The sequence below is a fragment of the Maridesulfovibrio sp. genome (genome assembly GCF_965230075.1).
Classification (GTDB): domain Bacteria; phylum Desulfobacterota; class Desulfovibrionia; order Desulfovibrionales; family Desulfovibrionaceae; genus Maridesulfovibrio.
Map to the genome: position 1 here is coordinate 462,831 of NZ_OZ245945.1, position 18,401 is coordinate 481,231.

The window sequence follows — 18,401 nt, forward strand, 5'->3', positions numbered from 1 at the left end:
TTATTTCATGGTCGCGGTTATGTATTTACGCATGGATTGCTTGTCGATGGCCCGGTCATTACCCATAATCTGCACTGCCAGTGATCCGGCAATATTGCCAAGGAAACCGACCAGCTCTTCATGGAGTCCCATGCAGGCGGACATGGCAGCAATGGAGAAAAGCGCGTCCCCGGCTCCGACCCGGTCCACAACATTGGACTGGAAGGAGGGGATACGTACAAATTCACTGGTCGGATTGTAAAGCGAACAGCCCCGGCTGCCCTGAGTTACCAGACATATTCTGGTCTTCAGCCTTCCTCCGGTCTCAATAAGCAGAGGACGCAATTCATTAATCTGGTCACGGGTTTCCAAGCGAAGTTCATGTTCTGCCAGTGAGAAAAAGTCCATTTGCGGATATTTGCCGATGGTGTTGAAGCCTCGGTTCCCGGCATTAGCCTGCGTATTTACCGCAAGGTAGGGAGATTTTTCTGCCAGCAGTTCCACCACAGCCGGACTGATCAGGCCGTGCCCGAAATCCGCAGTCAGCACGAGGTCGTAATCTGAGATGATTGTTTCCAGTTCAGCACAGATTTCCTGTTCCACACTTTCCGGCAACGGGCTGTCGTCCATGACGTAGATTTCCATGACTTTGTTCAGGGAATAGCTGTCAATAAACCTGCGTTTGAGTGTGGTCGGTCCGTTTGGACGGGTAAAAAAGTGCGGTCTGACTTTGGAGTCCAGTTTCTCGTGGATGAAATCTTCGTAACGCTCCTTTTCACCGAGCATGGTCAAAAGGGTCACCTCTCCGGCAAAGTTGGCTACATGGTTGGCTACGGCCAGCGCGCCCCCGGCATAAAGTTCGTGGGACTGGTATTTCAGGGCTAGAATAGGGTCCTTGGAGGATTTACCCAGAGTGGAAGCTATTTGGTATTCATCAAGGATGGTATCCCCGATGATGAGTACCTTAAGGTCCTGCATACGCTCCAGATGATCGAGTACTTCTTCCAGTTGGTACCGTTTGCGGAACATTTTCAGGTACTCGTCCAGCTCTTCGCTATTACGGTTTAGGTAGCGGTTGATCAGGTTGGAGGAGCTGTAGACAATGTCCGAGGTGAAGACCAGTTCAGCCCCGATCTCACGTACTACGTCAGCTTCCTTACCGATCTTGCCCAACGGATCGTTATCGATGTCCTTGAATTCATCACCCTTGGCGTATACGTGAGGGCGGATAGCGCGCAGAGTCTCTTCGGCCGTGGGCCATTCATTGATAGCGACATAGTCGGTCTCTCCAAGGGAGGCCAAGGCCTCGGCGCGCAGGATTTCAGTGAAGGCCGGACGGTCCGGGCCTTTGTCCACATAATGGTCCGGGGTCAGGGTGACGATTAAAGCATCCCCGTGTTCCTTGGCCTGATTAAAATAGCGGATGTGCCCGATATGCAGCAGGTCGAAGACCCCGTGGCAGAGTACAATACGTTTGCCGCTTTTGCGCAGTTCTTTTGCGATTTCCGCGAGCTCTGAAATACTTTTTATTTTACTGTCCGCACTGGCCATTTATTCTGCTTTCCATGTTTTTCTGATTGATTTTAAAGGGCGTAGCCCATCCGCAGGATCGGCCCGCCATTCACGATCAGGTAATTCCGCATCCACCGGACTTTTGATTCCATTACCGTCAGCAGCAAAGCCTTCGTGAATGTCGTTGATCATCCTTTCCACCTGATCCGGAAGCCAGCAATGACCGAATTTGTATTCCTCACCGGCTTCGTCAAGATCAAGATGCAGTTCAATTACCTGTGCGTCATACTTATGAATTGCCCGCTGGATGACAGCTTCGCTTACTGTATGGTCAGACCAGCCTATTTTGCAATTGAAATTCTCTCTCATAGTCTGCATGGCAGCAAGGTTCGCCTGCGTGGCCGGGGCGGGGTAGCCTGATACACAGTGCAGCAGGGTCAGGTCGTCACAACCGGCATTGCTCAGGGTTTCTACTGCCGTGCTGATTTCATCCATGTCCGCCATTCCGGTGGAAAGTACTATTGGTTTTCCGCTGGATCCGCATTTCTCAAGAAGATCGGTCCAAAGCAATTCATAAGATGCAATTTTGAAAAAATCCACGTGCGGGGCCAGAATAGCAACAGCATCAAGGTAGAACGGGGTGCAGGAAAAAAGAATTTCCTTCTTTCGGCAGCGGTCGGCAAGGAGTGGAATAAAAGATTCCGGCAGCTCCCACTGTTCCCGGTTACGGTGCTCGGCGCTTTGGTTTAAAATTTCCGAGGCAAAAAGTTCTTTTATTTTGAATAGTTGAAATTTTATCGCCCCACAGCCGATACGTGCGGCTGTGTCGATGAATTCATAGCAGCGCTTAAGGTCGCAGCTATGGTTGCTGGATACTTCGGCTATGAAGAGCGGGGGCCAAAAATTTGCATTGCTGGGCAAAGCGTGACTACCTTTTTTTATTGAGAATTCAAATGTCTGCCGCCAGACTATTTCCCGTAAGCGGACAAGTCAACGTATGTCAGCTGATTCCCGACCTATCCTAGGCAAGGTATTCTTTTTGTAGTACACATTTTATATAATAATTTTGGTATAAATATAGCACTATTTCATGCTGTTGAGTCGTGAATGTCATTTTTTTGCCAATATTTCCTTTCAGAGCGGGTTAAAAGGGAGCGGTTATGATTCCAGTTATTTTGGCAGGCGGGACAGGCTCCCGATTGTGGCCACTTTCCAGAAAAAATTTTCCTAAACAGCTGATGCCTGTTTTGGGTGGCGAATATTCCCTGCTGCAGGAGACTGTCCGGCGGGTTGCGTTGCTCCCGGAAATGAGTAATCCAATTGTGGTTACCAATGAAAAATATAGATTTATTATAGCCTCGCAGTTGCAGGCCATTGGTGTGGAACCGGAGCGCATCGTCCTGGAGCCAATGGGCCGGAGTACTGCCCCGGCTGCGGCAATAGGGTCTATGCTGGCCTTGCAGTCCGGCGGTAACCCCGATGTTTTGCTCCTTCCTTCCGATCATTACATTCATGATGTGGATCCGTTTTTATCCTGTCTTTCCATGGCAACTGAGTACACAGAGGATTCCGGGCTGGTTACCTTCGGTATTGTCCCGGACAAGCCGGAAACCGGATATGGTTACATCAAGCGCGATAAGGTTGTGCCGGAAAGTTCCGGTCAAGGATTTTTCATAGACAGCTTTGTGGAAAAGCCGGACTTTGCACGGGCTGAGCAGTATATTTCTTCCGGTGATTACTACTGGAATAGCGGCATGTTTCTATTCAAAGCTGATGCTTATCTGCAGGAATTGGAAAAATTTGAGCCGGAAATGATCCATTGTTGTCGTAACGCAGTTGATAAGGCCCGTGAAGATCTTGATTTTCTTCGTCTGGATAAGGATTCCTTTGAACGTTGCCCGGAAGACTCCATTGATTATGCGGTAATGGAAAAGACTTCTAAGGGAATTGTGGTTCCTCTTGATTGCGGATGGAGTGACGTGGGGGCATGGTCTTCGCTTTATGATGTCCGGGATAAAGATGAAAGTGCTAACGTCAGCATTGGCGATGTGTTGCTGGAGGACTCTACAAATTGTTATGTGCATTCCTCGGAGCGTTTGGTGGCAGGAGTCGGTCTTGAGAATATTGCCGTGGTTGAATCAAAGGACGCGGTGTTGGTGTCACGGCTGGACCGGGTGCAGGATGTTAAAAAGATATTCAGACGTTTGAAGGAAGAAGGGCGTAGTGAGTATGAATCACATACAAAGGTCTATCGTCCGTGGGGCAACTACGAGTCCATAGATAAGGGCGATAGGTATCAGGTTAAGCGGATTATCGTTTCTCCCGGACAGACATTATCATTACAAAAGCATTACCACAGGGCCGAGCATTGGATCGTGGTCAAGGGAACCGCTGTTGTTACCCGGGATGATGAAGAAATGGTTCTTACCGAAGATCAATCCACTTATATTCCGCTCTCTTCCGTGCACCGTTTGCATAATCCCGGCAAGGTTGATCTCGAGTTAATCGAGGTTCAGACTGGTAGCTATCTTGGTGAGGACGATATTGTGCGTCTGGAAGATTTGTACGGACGGATGTACGAAGGAAATAGCTTTTAAGCGGCAGACAGATTGTCTTGCTTAAGAGACTATTCTTCTTCAGTTTTAATCGACCTTACCCCGAAAAGTTTTTCTCGGGCATCCAGATAGCTGTCATCGTCATCGCTTTGCCAACGGGACGGTTTATCCCTTTGAGGATATTCAGATTTCATTTTTTCAATAACTTCAAGGTATTCATCGCGGTCATTGAAAGCGTCTACTGCTTTTTTTACATTTTCCCAGTTTATGAACCAATCGGAAAAACGGTAGACAGGAAATTCCATGAAGGCCCTTTCTTTCAAATCCGGAGCCAGGTCCTGCCTGAACCACCATGGATGCAGGGAAGTTATTTCTTCCTTGCTGGACATGTTGAAAATATTAGTGATTCCGGGGCGGCAGCAGGCATGTCTGTAAAGGAAAAGAGGCTCCTTAGTGGTAACTGAGGTCCATCCTTTCTCAATAAAACGTAACCAGAATTCAGCGTCCTCCCGGTCCGTCAGGTCTTCCCGGAACAGCCCGACTTCCTCAAGTGCCGCCCGTCTGACAATGGAAGAACTGGGAGATGGGCAGGCCCGGATGGTTTCCAGAAAATTGAATTCATCTCCCCATGCGATGTGGTTGTCTTTTCCAAAGACAAGGGTCTTGGGCGTAACCCAGCCGACTCTGGGATTTTCCTTCATCATTCTGACTGCTGTGGCCAGATAGTCCGGGGTAATCATATCATCTGAATCAAGGGTGGTTACGAATTCACCGTCTGTTTCACGGATACCCCGGTTGCGGGTACCGCCTTTGCCCCGGTTTTGATGAGTCAGCAGGGTGATCCGCTTATCAGCAAGTCTTTCCACCAATTCTTTGGCTACTTCGTATGAATTGTCCGTGGAGCCGTCATTAATGATGCATATTTCCCAGTTGGTGTAGGTTTGGTTCACAATCGATATAACCGCTTCTTCAAGGTAATGCCCCTGATTGAAAAGCGGGATGACAATGCTGACTTTTCCAGGGCCGCCAATCGGTCCCTTTTCAAGGGGGAAGTTCATTACAAGCTGCTTGTAGATGCGCATTAGCGCTGGACGTTCTCCAACTACGCTGAAGCTTGTGTCCAGCATCTGCCGTGCACTGTCCACTTCCCCGGAGAAAAGAGCCAGCAGGGAGTAGCGGAAAAGACTGCGGTCATACTCTTCGATGGATTCAATTCTCCCTCCCTTCAATTGTTCGAAGAGTTGCACTACTTTGTTGATGCGCAGAGAAAGTTCAGCCGTGACCTCTTTAATAGGCAGCCATTTGAAGGCACGATTGAAGAAGTGTTTCTGGTATTCTTCCAGAACGAAATTTTCTTCATCCATAGCCCGCTGCTCATCTTCAGGGTTCTGGCGGTGTTCCGGTGCTGAGGTGATTATTTCCGGCGGCAGGGGGGCAGGAAGAGTTGTAGTGGAGAGCCGCAACAGCATCTCCGGCAGGGCAAATAAATGCAGATTTTCCCTGAGTTCGCAGCTGGATTCGAGCTGTTTATTGCGCAGGATGATGAGGGGTGGATAGTAAGGCTCTTGGAGCATATTAAGAACCATTTCCAATGCAGACAGCGGTGCACTGGGGATGCCAAAGCTGCAATTCTCATTGTCCTGCATGATTCTCATGGCCGTGGGGATTGCTTTTGCTGTAAGCGCAATGCGACCATCAATGATTGCAGTCAGCTCGGCCTCTGAATCTAGAGCTTCTTTGAGAGCTGCTTCAATGCAGGGAGTTGCGTTACCCTTTTCAGACAGGATCAGTTTCAGACGGCCTGTTTCTTCAGCTATCTTTTCGAGCATGGAAACTGAACGGGCAGAAATTTGTGCGGCAGCCACGGTCAGCTTTGCTTGTCCGCTGAGGTCCAGTAATTCCCTGATGCGTGGTTCCGGAATGTATGCTTTCGGTGGGGCTGTAATGATAAAATGCATTATGTCTGAATCCTCGATCTTGGCTTGCTGATTTTTGTTGCCGGGTAACAATACTTAAGAAAAGAAGGCTCTTCAATATCAATTCTAGCTTTACGCAACCACAAGTAACATCCGTTCCACCACCGGTCCTTCATGTTTGCGTGAAATATAGTAGACTGTAACGACCTGTCCCTTGTCATTTATTGCCAGATCTCCGTAGCCGCCGTGAAATCGTCCGCCCTTGTACCATGCCAATGTCTGGGGACGGCTCCATGTTTCGCCTTCGTCTTCGGAGACGGTTAGAGCTACGCGGCACTTTGGATTTTTACGGATCATCCCCCGGTAGATAGCCAGCACCCGTCCATCCGGTAAGAGCTTGATGGAAGGTGCCTCCCCGTATAGCCCGATGGGCTTTGCTGTAGACCATGACTTGCCGTCATCATCGGAATGGGCTTTGAATAGCCCGCCCATACATGGCTGCTGGCGGAGCATAGCCAGTATTCGGCCTGAAGGCAGACGGGCAATAGATGTCTCATTGAGCCGGTATTCCGGGAAATATTCGTAAATATAGGATTGCCGGGAAATTTCCCCGCTTTCAGGGTTGAAGTGGAAAGTTCCGCAGCCCGGGCCGTTATAGAACGAACCAATGAATGTGTTTTCGTCATCCTGACTGGGAATGAAATGCCCGAAAGAGGCCCATTCTCCACCGGGCAGGTCCAGCGGCTGGCGGGGAGGAAAAGTTCTGCCGCCGTCAGTGCTCAGGGAATAATAGTTGCGGCGCAATTCTGAGGTGTGGGTGCGTGAAATGAGCAGTACTTTGTTGTTGCCCAGATGGGTTACGAGGGCATCGTGCTCGTTGGTCCGGTTTTCGGCATGGCTTATGATCAGCTGCGGACTTTCAAAGGTCTGGCCCCCGTCGGTGGAGCGGGTGGTGTATATGTCACCGGCCATACCGTGATCCATCCTCTGGCGCAGGTCTTCACTGATGTTCACCGCTCTGCGAAAGCCTACCAGCAGTTCTCCATTCACATCGGTAATGGTCGGGAAGGACTGGTAACCGTCCCATTCCTCCGGGGTGATCCTCTTGGTGTCGATGATGGAGACGGAAAGTCTGGGTCGTTTCTTAAGCATGTCTATTCTCCGGGGCGGGGTTTTATGCTGAATCCGGTGCTGAAATTAAATTTGGGGTCCGGTCCGCATCCACGCATACTGGTCTCATCCATCTCCTGCATGGAAAAGAAAACCCGCACAAAAGGTGAAGGTGCAGCCTGTCTGCATTTGATCATGCCGATAAAGCCGTGCTCCGGGTAAAGCGGGCAAATTTTCAAGGCCCGTTCAGCCCCGCCGAGTATTATTTTTGAATTGGTCATGCCCAGTCCCTGAGAGGCTGATACGGCAAATGAAATATTATTGCTGTGATCAAAGGTCAGCCCGTTCAGGGGGAAGCGTTCTTCCAGCCCTCCGTTGCTGCTGGCATAGAAAAGTTTTGCCGGGTCCATGTCTGCTGTGAGCAGAGTGATGTGTCCGATACGGGCGAATCCCGGCGGTCTGCAAGCCAGCGCAAAGCGGTACAGGATATCTATTTGTTCCCTGTTTTTGTGGATGCGTACGGCTTTATCGAGCATGCCTTGATAAAGGTCGATGGAGCAGGAAGCTGTGATGAACTCATCACTATCGTCAATTAGCGGGGTAACCCGGGCTAAGTCGGTGTCTTTGGGTATCCCCGGACCTTCCATGATGATGTGCCCGGAAAAGAAATCCGCGCCGAGGTCGATTTCCTCAAAGTAGCCATGCCCAAGGGTTCCGAATGCGGGGATATTGCCGTGGGAGGGAAATGATGCTTCCTGTACAGCCAATCCCTTGGCGGTATTCAGGGTTACATCTGCGTATTCAGTTTCCAGCTTGAGCATGCGTCCATGGTTACGGGCCGGAGTTCCTGATATTTGGATATATGGTTCGCGGACTGCCGCCTTGGTGGCAAAGGCCAGTTGTTCCAGTTTTGTCAGCGAGTCGTTATAGCGTTTACCTGTTATGTGGGTGCGCAGGTCGCTGGACCAGCAGAAGCAAAGGTCCCGCCATTTGTCTTCATTCTCAGTACAGAAGGGAAAGTTTTGCTCAAGCTTATGGCAGACTGCACGGCATAGGGAATTGAGCTGGAAATCGTCGCGTCCGCTAAGGGCCCAGCGGGTGATGTTGTATTTACTCTGTTTTTTGACCGGAATGGGTTGGCTGGCACAGCTCAGCTCCAGTTCGTTGCCGCCGGACTTGTGTTCTAGACCTTGAAGAACAGTGCTGGGCAGTTGGAATTCATGACCGCGTGCCCGCAGGATTTCAAATACCTGTTCAATCAGTATCCATTCACTTTCCGCTTCCTGTACGGCTTCATTCTTGTAGCGGCGGGGGCGGAAATCAAAAATTTCAGCATCATTGCCGTAGATGGGCAGCCAGCCTTCCCCGGTTCCCAGCCCTTCAACGTAATTGAGGTATTCATCCAACTCCAATTCCCGGTGGGCAAACCTTTGCAGTTTCTGGAAGACCATGGAACGGCTCCAGATTACCGGGATGGATTCGCCGTTGGTCCCTTTGGCCCGTTGCGGAAAATGCTGGATTTGTTCATCCCAGTCAGCGTAACGGGCGGGGTTGTCGTAATCCATGAAGACCGCTTTGTATCCGGCCTCAAGATAGTGATTCGCCATGCCTGCGGACCATGCCTGTTCATTGATCAGTGCTATCCGGGGGATGGTTTCCAGAATTTCCTTTCCCGTTTTATTGCCAAGACTGAGGTTGGCCCGGTTCAATGCTGGTGGAACAAGGGGACCGATGATCTGCCCGTATCCGCTGCCGATAAATTCGGCTTTACCTTCAATTAGCATTTTTTTGAAAATTTTGACCCACAGAGGATCAAGATCGCGGATGATTTCAAGGGTGATCCCTGAAGCTTCGATACCCAGAGGAAAACCCTTTTCTGCCAGCCTTAAGAGAGGCCAGTAGCAGCGTTTGATGACCTCCAGGCGGCTTTCTTCGGGAATGGAAGAAAACATGAGGTTGAGATGGAATATGGCAAAGATTTTCATATCAACTATGCAGTGATGATTTTAATGGCAGCTACAGCCTTTTCAACCTGTTTGATGGCTTCTTCGCGGGTCTCGGCTCTTGCCATGACCACTCCGGCACGGGCCGGATGGCTGGTGGCCGGGGATATTGTTTCACCTACAGCGGTGCGAATTTCCACCATGCTGATTCCGTCCATGGACTGCGCATCTTCAACCCCTTCGATCGCCTGTACTTTTCCCGGCTTGGGGAAAAGATAGCGCTGGGCTACGCCTTTTTGGAATGAAGGAGTCAGCTCCGTTGGGCTAGGTGTTTCCCCTAGGGCCAGCCGGATGGCCGTACCTGTGAAATCTACCCCGGTGTTCCAAGGAATTTCATGGGAGCAGAAGTAGCCTCCGGAAAGACGGGCAGCCATTTCAATTACATAGGGCTTGCCTTCATGCACTACCATATCACCCTTGAACATGGAATTTTTAATACCCAGAGCCTTTGCCGCCTGACCGGAAAGGTCTTTGACAGCCTGCTGCGTATCCTGATCCAGAAAAGAGGGCAGATCGCCGCCGTTTTCAATGATGTTGGGTGCAAAACGGTCCAGAAATTCGTAATTGCGATCCGAGAAACCGGGACAGAAGGATTCTCCGTTGACCACAAAACCCTCGGTACTGATCTGCGGTCCAGCGAGGTGTTTTTCCACCATGACCCGGCCTGTCGGAGATTCTTTCTTGGCACATGCAAAGGACCATGCGGGATCGGGCATGTCGGCTGATCCGTAAACAAGGCGCAGCACCCCACGTGCTCCCCGGCTGTCAACAGCCTTGATGACCAGCGTTTCCCGCCGTTCATCCTGAATGCAGGCCAATTCTTCTGCGCTGAAGATTTCCCGATACCACGGGATGGGGATTCCGCGTTCCTTGAAACGGTCTTTCATAGCTTTCTTATCCGTAGCCAGCCGGGCCGTTTCCACGCTGACCGCAGTCAGTCCGAAATGGTCAGCCACTGCCGCTACCGTGCCCGGAGCATCAACCGCCGCACAGATGACACCCTGCGGTTTGCCGCCCTTTTGCGACCATTTGGTCAGGGCGGCAACCGTTATTTCCGGGGTATAGACACAACCGATGAGCGGTTCATGGGCGTAAGCGAATCCGGGAGCCTGCGGGTTGGCATCAACAGCCACCACATGCAGTCCCATTTCATTTGCCCTTTGCAGCACCGGAATAGATTCCAGTCCCGCCCCGATCACGATTAGTGTCTTACGCATAAATTATTTTATCTTTGATGACTTACCGTATGAAACGGCGAAGCCATATTAAAAGTTTTTGAAGAGTCCAGAGAAATTTTTTTCAAAAAGTTTCTTTGGCCGCCGGAGGCATTCTTAAACAGGTTTACGACAAACCATAAAAGTATTCTGCCCTTTGGGATCATCAGGGAAAACAATGCGCCCCTGCTTGATGCCCGTGGTCTGCATGATTTCAAAATGTTCGGAACACAGCCCACTGATTTCCTGCAGGGAAAACTCGTGCAGATGCTGGGAATTGACCGGAATATGGCCGAGGCTGTTCTGGGGAGTGCTCAGGATGAGCAACCCGCCCGGTTTGAGCACCCGTTCCATTTCCTTAAAGAACGGTGCGGGATTGACGTGTTCCACGGTTTCGAAGCTGGTCACCGCGTCAAAGCTACCGTCTTCAAAGCTGAGCGAGGTCACATCCCCGGTCTGGAAGGTTATGTTTTCAAAATATTTTCCGGATGAGGCCAGACGCACGGTCTCGATATCGAGATCGGCGGCGATGACTTTTTGTGCTTTTCCGGCGAGGATCCGGGCTCCGTATCCGGGACCGCAGGCACAGTCCAGAACTTGCGCTTCCGGGCTGATGTAATCAAGGGCCAGTTCATAATGAAAGCTGAGTTGATCCCCGGCACTGATGGACTTGTGCTGGCCCACATTCATATTTCCGGCTACATATACCTGCTCAGCGGTTTCGCGGCATTTCTTAAGCCATTGCTCGCTGACGGCAGGTCCGGCTATGCGGGCACATTTGAATTCTTCGGTTTCATTGAACAGGAAGAATTTAGGGTGAACCCGGTAGGGCGCTCCGTTGGGCCGTTCTTCAAGAATGGAGAGCGCTTTTTTTAGTGCAGAGAGTCGATAAATATCCGCAGTGAGCTGGATGGGAAAATCGTCTTCGGTTTTAACGCAGTCCAGTCCTTCTTTTTCAGCCTGTTTGAGCATGGTCCGGGCATGGTCGGCCAGCCAGCCGAAATGCAGTCCGTCTACCCGGATAAACGGGGTCTGGTCTTCTACATCTTCAAGGGCCGCGATCATACGTTCCAGCGGGCTGTTGTCATGCCCGTAAAAAACAGAAATTTTATGCTCCGGAAACATGGCCGGGATTTCATCCAGCCTGCCACCACGGTCAAACTCGGGTGCGATGATTCGAATATCCGCTGCGGGAAATTCCTTGAGTGCGCTTTCAACAGTCAGGGCCACAACAGGGCGTCCGTCAACTTCGTTCATGCACCAGTCCGGTGCGCCGCTCCAAGCCCTAGATGCCGCCTGTACCAGAATAATCGGAGTATCCATCAGCTGTCCTTCGAGTTAAAGAGTTCGTCCGCGTGTTTTTGCAGGAAATAAGCACTGATCGGAGTTTCAAACCGGGTATTGTAGTTTGAACCCTTGAGGTAAGACCGGTAGTGTTGCTGCAACTTTTCCTCTTCCCCGGTCGGTTGCCACTTTCCACTTACCCGCAGATGCATTTCCTTAATAGCTTCCAGCAGTTCGTCTTCTGTATTGTCAATAACCGTAAATTCTGAATCTGCAAAGTTTTCAATAGGCCATTTGCTGATTCCGGCGTCGATTATTTCAGGAATGCTTAAGATTTGCCCTGATGATTCTGAGCGTACGAGTTTGAAGAGGGCCAGATCTTCGGGAGAGCAGTATTCGATAACTTCCAATCTGGCCACGTTGATGCGCAGGCAGGGAATACGGAAAACATTGGCCACATGCATGGGGCCGCTCTGAACACCTACGAAAAAATTACAGGTCGCAGGCAGGTAAATATCCATGAAATCGTTCTGCTTGCCGCTGCATGCGTAGTCCATAAAATTCGGGTGCTCGATTTCAAGCGGTTCCTGAACAATGCTGCCGATCCTGATCACATTATAGCCCAAGCGGAGCAGTTCTTCGGCTCCGGATTTGAAGGTGGAAATATCCATGTTGCGGGGTTCCTGCATATCCCCGTCACTTGCGGGCATGGTCTGGTGCAGGAAAGCGCTGTCCCGGCCAAGTAGGCAGATGTGCGGACGGTCAGGATCAAGGCCCAGATCAGTAAATTCACGGCGTCCCCGGGCCAGTTCTTCGGGGGTGAAATGAACGTGGGTATCGGTCTGCTGGATTACGCATTCATAGTCGCGGGCAAAGGAGATGGTCCGGGTGTTTAAAAGCAGCTCATGCTTTTGGGTCAGGTTGAAGGTTTTCACTGCTTGCAGCAGATAATGGAAGCTCTCGCTGATATGCATTTGACGAGAGAAAAGTCTGCCCAATGTCGGATTGGCTACTTGATTGTCTTTGAAGCAGAAGAGGTCAATGAAGCCATCATGCCGCCCCAGTTCTTTTTCTGAGAGATAGGTCTCGCAATCCAGAGCCAGATGACCCAAGCGTGGAGAATATATTTCTGCTACCCGTACAGGCTTGAAAATGGAGATAGCTTTTATCAACAGGGCCAGCACTCCAAAAGATGCCCACTTGCAAATTTCTTTGAAAGGATTGGGACGTAAATCCAGATCAGCCGGTAACAGTTTATTTCTAATGCAGGTCTTGATGCGCAGCTTGTAGAAGTTTGCGTAAAAGGAAATCGCGCGGACCACGTTGTCATGGTCATAGGTCATGCCGCAGACAATTACGACTTCATGCGGCTTGAAGGAGAGGATTGTTTTCAGTAGCGGAGGAAAAAGGGCGTGGAATGTGCCGGAGAAAAATATAGCCTGTTCATCGTCAAAAACACCCCGGTCCCGTTCAGGAAGCAGAAGCATTGTGTTCGCGTTGCTGCGGTCCAAACTATCAAGGAAGTCCCTGATATGACACTGCTGGGCAGTGCCGATGATAAGCAGACGTTTTCGGGCAGCCATTACGCTCCTATTTTCGTTTCAGGACCAGGCGTACAGCCTTGGCGATGTCTTCAGGCATGAGTCCGTATTCACGGGCAAGGTCTTCCGGTTCTCCAGAACTGCCGAAAATATCATCAATTGCCACCCGCTCAACTGGGACCGGATGGTTTTCGCAGACGATTTCCATAACTGCTCCGCCAAGCCCGCCATATTTGTTGTGGTCTTCACAGGTCACAATGGCCCCGGTCTCTTTGGCGGCTTTGATAACCGCTTCTTCGTCCATAGGTTTGAGCCAGCTCATGTTCAGTACCCTGCAGAATATACCCTCCTCTGCAAGCTTCTGTGCGGCTTCAACAGCCCTGTGGACCATGACGCCCACAGCCATGATGGTACAGTCTTCACCTTCCACGAGAACTTGCGCTTTGCCCGGTTCAAATACTGTATTGGAATCAAAAACATTAGGCAGGGGACTGCGTCCGGTGCGCATGTAGAGCGGGCCGTGGCTGTCCAGCAGATGGGGCAGCATTGCGCGCATTTCAATTGGATCAGCAGGGGAAACCACGGTCATGTTGGGAATGGCCCGGTAAATGGAAATATCTTCAAGGGCCTGATGGGTTGCCCCGTCCGGGCCGACATCAAGGCCTAGGTGGCTGGCCGCAATCTTGACGTTGAAATCAGGGTAGGCAATGGAGTTGCGGGCCTGTTCCAGAGCACGCATGGAAGCAAAGACCGCATAACAGGTCACAATGGGGATAATACCGGATTCCGCCAGTCCCGCAGCCATGGAAAACATGTTCTGTTCGGCAATGGCGCACTGGATGAAGCGGTCCGGGTAGGCCTTGCGGAAATGGTAGGTCCCGGTTCCTCCGGCAACGTCGGCATCAAGTACCACGAAATCATCACGGATGGCGGCAAGTTCTACAAGGGCCTTACCGAATTCGTCACGCATATTTTGCATTATTCAAGCTCCTCACATCCGCATTCGCGTAGGGCGCATTCCCGTTCTTCCCCGGTGGGACAGAGGCTGCCGTGCCATTTGGGAACGTTCTCCATGTATGAAATTCCTTTACCTTTTACGGTGTGGGCGATGATCATGGTCGGCCTGCCAGCAGTTGTCCGGGCGCGGTAGAAAGCGTTTTCAATTTCGCGGAAATCGTGACCGTCAATTTCAATGACCTGCCAGCCGAAGGCTTTGAACTTGTCATTCAGCGGTTCAAGGGCGGTGATGTTCTCGTTGAGGTCATCACTCTGAAATTTATTGTAGTCCACTACGGCCACAATGTTATCAAGTTTGTGGTGGGCACCGAACATACTGCCTTCCCAGATTTGGCCTTCGTTCAGTTCTCCATCGCCGAGCAGCACATAGGTGCGGTTATCGCGACAGGCCCGCTTGGCTCCGAGGGCACAGCCCAGTGCGAATGAGAAACCCTGTCCCAGAGAACCGGAGTTGAATTCCACACCCGGAGTTTTGATGCGGTCCGGGTGGCCTTGCAGCATGCCGTCAGCATGGCGCAGTTTCTTGAATTCTTCCTTGGAGAAGAAACCTTTTTCCGCCAGTGCAGCGTATAAGGTCAAACAGGAATGGCCTTTGGAAAGGATGAAACGGTCCCGGCAAGGATTATCTATGTTTTCCGGGCTGAAATTCATTTCCTTGGCAAAGAGCCAGCTGATAACTTCCACACAAGATAGGGAGCCGCCCGGATGTCCTGATCCGGCATAGCAGTTCATGGTGATGATGGATTTGCGCAGCTCGGCAGCGAAATTCTTTAGTTCCTGAAACTGGGCCATTGGTTCTCCTTAGAAATACAGTCCACCGTTGACGTTGATGGTCTGGGCAGTGATGTATGAACTTTCATCAGAAGCAAGATAGGCTACGCTGTCTGCTACTTCCGAGGCTGCGGCAAACCGTTTCAGGAGTACATTCTCAGCAGCCTTTTGTACTGCGGGGTTCTTTAGGCCCGCATCGGCCATGTCCGAAACCACAAGTCCTGCGGCAACAGTGTTGCAGCGGATTTTCCACTGGGCACCGAAGCGTGCCGCCACTTGGGTCATGGAAATGAGTCCGGCTTTGCTGGCTGCGTAGTGAGCGGTGCGCGGTCCGCCGTATTGCCCGCTTACCGAACCGATGTTGATTACGCTGGCGGCATTGCTTTTCTTGAGCAGCTCAAGGCAGCGTTGGGTGCACAGGAAAGGTCCCTTCAGATTAACGGACATGATGCGGTCCCATTCTTCCGGGGTGATCTTGTCGAAATCCTGCGGATCATTGATTCCGGCATTATTAACCAGCACATCAAGCCTGCCTTCATTGGCAGTGATGTCGGCAACAACAGCGTCCACGGAATCCGCACTGCTGACCTCAAGTTTCAGGATGCGCGCTTTGCCGCCGTCTTTGGAAATTTCTGTTGCGGTCTGCTGGGCGCTTTCACGGTCGCCGACCCATGTAATGATTACTTGCGCTCCTTCAGCAGACAGCTTGTGGCTGATGGCCTTACCTATTCCTCGGCCTCCACCCGTTACCAGTGCGATTTTATCTTTCAGTCTTTGCATGTATCGTTAGTCCTTTTTGCCTGCCATGAGTAAAGCATGGCGTCCGAATCCGGCTTCGGCAAAGCTATTGTAGAGCTTGTCCAGCACATCTCGATTTCCGGTGCGGGTCAGGTTGAGTTCAAGTTCCTTGCGCATGGCGTGGCATTCTCGGCCCAGTTCCGGGTCCTGTAAATAGTTTTTGCCCATAAGCAGGAAGAGTTCCATGGGGAAAGTAATTTCGTAGTGCAGTGGTTCAAAATCCAGCCGCCGCAGCAGTCGTTCAAGGGAGCTGCGGTTAAAGAAATTTATATGATGCGGAGGAGCCAGCCACCAAGGTTTTTCGCCTAGATCCTCACTCATGATTTTCTGCAGTTTATTATAATCGTTGGGGACGCCGACAACAATCATCCCACCGGGATTGAGCACCTGACGGCAGAGGGCAAGCATAGCAATCGGATCAGGCAGATGTTCGAGCACTTCCCAGAGATGGACCACATCAAATTTTCCAATGGAATCTGCGCATTGCTGATCAAAGACACCGTGGACCACATCTAGGCCGATGGAATTACAATACTTCACCGCCTTGTCAGACGGTTCTACGCCTTTGGTCTGCCAACCCATTTCCACGGCTTGCTTGAGGAAGAAACCGTTGCCGGAACCGATATCCAGAATGGAACCCTTGCGTTTTAGCTGCTTTTCAATGGATTCCAGACGGGCTTTGTTGGTGGCTTCATGCCAGTCAGCATCTTCCAGCTGATGCTGGAGCATTAGCGGTTTGTCTTTGACATGGTACTCATGCTTGTAGATGCGTTCCAGTTCCTCTTCATCGGGAATGGGGATGATGTGCTTGAAGCCGCAGCTTTCGCAATGGATTACATCAAATCCATTAACGGAATGCAGCACTATGCCGCTGTGATCGATCCAGCATTTTCGGTCACTCAAAATATTGCTCCGGCTCTTTTTGAATTGATGCGCTTCGCGCTTTGAGACTATTTGATTTCGCCTCCGGCGGCCAAAGGGGATAATCCCCTTTGGAATCCCTATTAGTTCAAATCATTTTCATGATTCGTGAAGCTATATTCAGCGCCCCTTCCCCGATTCCAAGTCCGGCAGCTTTTGCAGCCATGGACTTGAGAGAATTCTGATCGGAAATGAAGTTTTGTAGTTCTACTGCCAGTTTCCGGTCAAATATGCGGTCAAATTTTCCCAGTGAAACCGCTGCTCCTGAGGCATGCAATGCCGATGCCGAGCGGGCATGGTCTTCGCTTAAACAAAGCAGCATTTGCGGTACTCCGCAGGCCGCCAGTTCATAAGCGGTCATGCCGAAAGAGGCAATTGCCGCGTCAGCCTGCTGCATGTGTAAGGACATGTCCTTTATATCATGCAACAATTTCACTCTCTTTCCGTGCTCTACCGTTATCTGGTCGATTTTGTCCAGATTATTGAACATGGGGCCGATTACAATTTCCGCCTGCCATTCATTATCAACGGATTTCAGCGCATTGAGGACTTTCAAGGTCAGTTGATGTGGATCGCTGCCGCCCATGGTTATTAAAATTTTCGGAGGAGAATGGAGTACTCTTGGCTTTTCGGGAAGGTGGAATTCCTTGCGCAGGGGAATAAATTCCCAGCCGCGATGAATGGTGCCCGTGAAACCATCCCAGTTCAGTTCATGAAATTGGGGCACAGGCGGATAAAAGGCCAGATCGGTGTGCAAACGGTTGGGAGTGGGGTCGTCAATGCTGACCAATGATTTTCCTGCTGCTTTGGCGCGTTGGAAAAATGAATGGGCAAGGGAGATGCGCAGGTCGAGGACCACTGCATCTTCATTACCAAATTTCCAGAGATCAAAGTCTTCGACGGGAATCGTCTTAAATCCGGCAGCCTTTATCTTATCCTCCGCTTCCGGAGCACCCCGAAATCCGAAAATGGATTCACAGCCGAAGCCTTCGCGCAAGGCAGCGGCTATAGCCATGCAACGGCCTGCATGGCCGAACCCGGTCTGCGGCCCGGCTTCGCAGAGAAAAAGAATCGGTCCGTTACTATTCATCACACATGAAGGCTTGGTAGAGCCGTTCGGCAATGTGCCAGTCTTCCTCTGTGTCGATATCTACCACCATGTAACGGGGCAGGAAATAGGGCAGGCTTAGACCTTCTTCGCGGTCCTCCGGAACATCAGTCAGTTCCATCCAGTAAAACTGGGCCGCATCATGAAAAAACACGGGCAGGTCCTGAGATCGGCAAGGGGCATATTCCGGAAAAGCATATTCCACCCCGCCTTGTTCATTTTTTTTGAATGAACGCAGAATTGGATAGGGGAACTCCGAAACTCCGAGCACGCAATTGGCACGGTGTTCGCGTAGCATTTTGTAGCCGCCGCTGATGTTTTCAGCTGTAACAAAGGGGTTGGCGAAGAATTGGCAATAGCGTTCCAGTTCGCCCCAATTGTTGCGGACCCAATCCACGGCATGGTCGATGACCGGCTGGGTGGGGGTAAAGTCGTCGGCCAGTTCCGCTGGACGCATGAAGGGCACTTCGGCTCCGTATTTGCGGGCCACTTCGGCGAATTCCTCGCTGTCCGTACTGACCAGAATATGATCAAAGAAGCCGCTCTTACGGGCGGCTTCAATGGTATAGGCTATGAGTGGTTTTCCCAGAAAAGGGCGGATTGATTTTTTGGGAATGCGTTTGCTTCCGCCTCTAGCCGGGATAATTGCTACCTGCATATGTCTTCCAATTT

At 50.9% G+C, this 18,401-nt stretch carries 15 protein-coding genes; 1 reads left to right on the plus strand and 14 read right to left on the minus strand.

What is annotated here, in order from left to right:
* Both ACO05Z_RS02055 and ACO05Z_RS02060 read right to left on the minus strand, forming a co-directional pair.
* Positions 1-1,530, minus strand: coding sequence for a PfkB family carbohydrate kinase (locus ACO05Z_RS02055; RefSeq protein ID WP_421900012.1), 1,530 nt, complete (start codon positions 1,528-1,530; stop codon positions 1-3).
* On the minus strand, positions 1,531-2,412 hold the full coding sequence (locus ACO05Z_RS02060; protein WP_421900014.1) for an N-acetylneuraminate synthase family protein: 882 nt from the start codon (positions 2,410-2,412) through the stop codon (positions 1,531-1,533).
* 239 nt (positions 2,413-2,651) lie between these two features.
* On the opposite strand from ACO05Z_RS02060, the gene ACO05Z_RS02065 reads away from it, so the two are divergent.
* Positions 2,652-4,088: a mannose-1-phosphate guanylyltransferase/mannose-6-phosphate isomerase gene (locus tag ACO05Z_RS02065; RefSeq protein ID WP_421900016.1), complete on the plus strand. Its 1,437-nt coding sequence runs from the start codon at positions 2,652-2,654 to the stop codon at positions 4,086-4,088.
* 29 nt (positions 4,089-4,117) lie between these two features.
* Here the strand turns inward: ACO05Z_RS02065 and ACO05Z_RS02070 are convergent, their stop codons facing one another.
* From ACO05Z_RS02070 to pseF, 12 genes are all read right to left on the minus strand, one after another.
* Positions 4,118-6,004 carry a glycosyltransferase family 2 protein gene (locus ACO05Z_RS02070; RefSeq protein ID WP_421900018.1) on the minus strand — a complete coding sequence of 629 codons (1,887 nt, stop codon included), beginning with the start codon at positions 6,002-6,004 and terminating at the stop codon, positions 4,118-4,120.
* Between the two features lie 90 nt (positions 6,005-6,094).
* Positions 6,095-7,114 (minus strand): sialidase family protein, encoded by a 1,020-nt coding sequence (locus ACO05Z_RS02075; RefSeq protein WP_421900020.1) that lies wholly within the window; start codon positions 7,112-7,114, stop codon positions 6,095-6,097.
* Positions 7,115-7,116: 2 nt separating this feature from the next.
* Entirely contained in the window at positions 7,117-9,057 is a 1,941-nt protein-coding gene (locus ACO05Z_RS02080) for a glycoside hydrolase (protein WP_421900022.1), read from the minus strand.
* Positions 9,058-9,062: 5 nt separating this feature from the next.
* Entirely contained in the window at positions 9,063-10,292 is a 1,230-nt protein-coding gene (locus ACO05Z_RS02085; protein WP_421900024.1) for an ATP-grasp domain-containing protein, read from the minus strand.
* A gap of 114 nt (positions 10,293-10,406) precedes the next feature.
* Entirely contained in the window at positions 10,407-11,612 is a 1,206-nt protein-coding gene (locus ACO05Z_RS02090; protein WP_421900026.1) for a methyltransferase domain-containing protein, read from the minus strand.
* Positions 11,612-13,156 (minus strand): TIGR04372 family glycosyltransferase, encoded by a 1,545-nt coding sequence (locus ACO05Z_RS02095; protein ID WP_421900028.1) that lies wholly within the window; start codon positions 13,154-13,156, stop codon positions 11,612-11,614. Before ACO05Z_RS02095 ends, ACO05Z_RS02090 begins: the two co-directional genes overlap by 1 nt.
* Positions 13,157-13,163: 7 nt before the next feature.
* Positions 13,164-14,093: a transketolase family protein gene (locus tag ACO05Z_RS02100; protein WP_421900030.1), complete on the minus strand. Its 930-nt coding sequence runs from the start codon at positions 14,091-14,093 to the stop codon at positions 13,164-13,166.
* Positions 14,093-14,923 (minus strand): transketolase, encoded by an 831-nt coding sequence (locus ACO05Z_RS02105; protein WP_421900032.1) that lies wholly within the window; start codon positions 14,921-14,923, stop codon positions 14,093-14,095. The genes ACO05Z_RS02100 and ACO05Z_RS02105 overlap by 1 nt, the downstream gene beginning before the upstream one ends.
* 9 nt (positions 14,924-14,932) lie before the next feature.
* Complete coding sequence (locus ACO05Z_RS02110; RefSeq protein ID WP_421900033.1) at positions 14,933-15,682, minus strand: SDR family NAD(P)-dependent oxidoreductase; 750 nt, start codon at positions 15,680-15,682, stop codon at positions 14,933-14,935.
* Between the two features lie 6 nt (positions 15,683-15,688).
* Positions 15,689-16,603: a methyltransferase domain-containing protein gene (locus tag ACO05Z_RS02115; RefSeq protein ID WP_421900035.1), complete on the minus strand. Its 915-nt coding sequence runs from the start codon at positions 16,601-16,603 to the stop codon at positions 15,689-15,691.
* A 106-nt stretch (positions 16,604-16,709) separates the two neighbouring features.
* Positions 16,710-17,744: a PseG/SpsG family protein gene (locus tag ACO05Z_RS02120; protein WP_421900037.1), complete on the minus strand. Its 1,035-nt coding sequence runs from the start codon at positions 17,742-17,744 to the stop codon at positions 16,710-16,712.
* Complete coding sequence (gene pseF / locus ACO05Z_RS02125) at positions 17,704-18,387, minus strand: pseudaminic acid cytidylyltransferase (protein WP_421900039.1); 684 nt, start codon at positions 18,385-18,387, stop codon at positions 17,704-17,706. Before pseF ends, ACO05Z_RS02120 begins: the two co-directional genes overlap by 41 nt.
* Positions 18,388-18,401 lie beyond the last annotated feature (14 nt).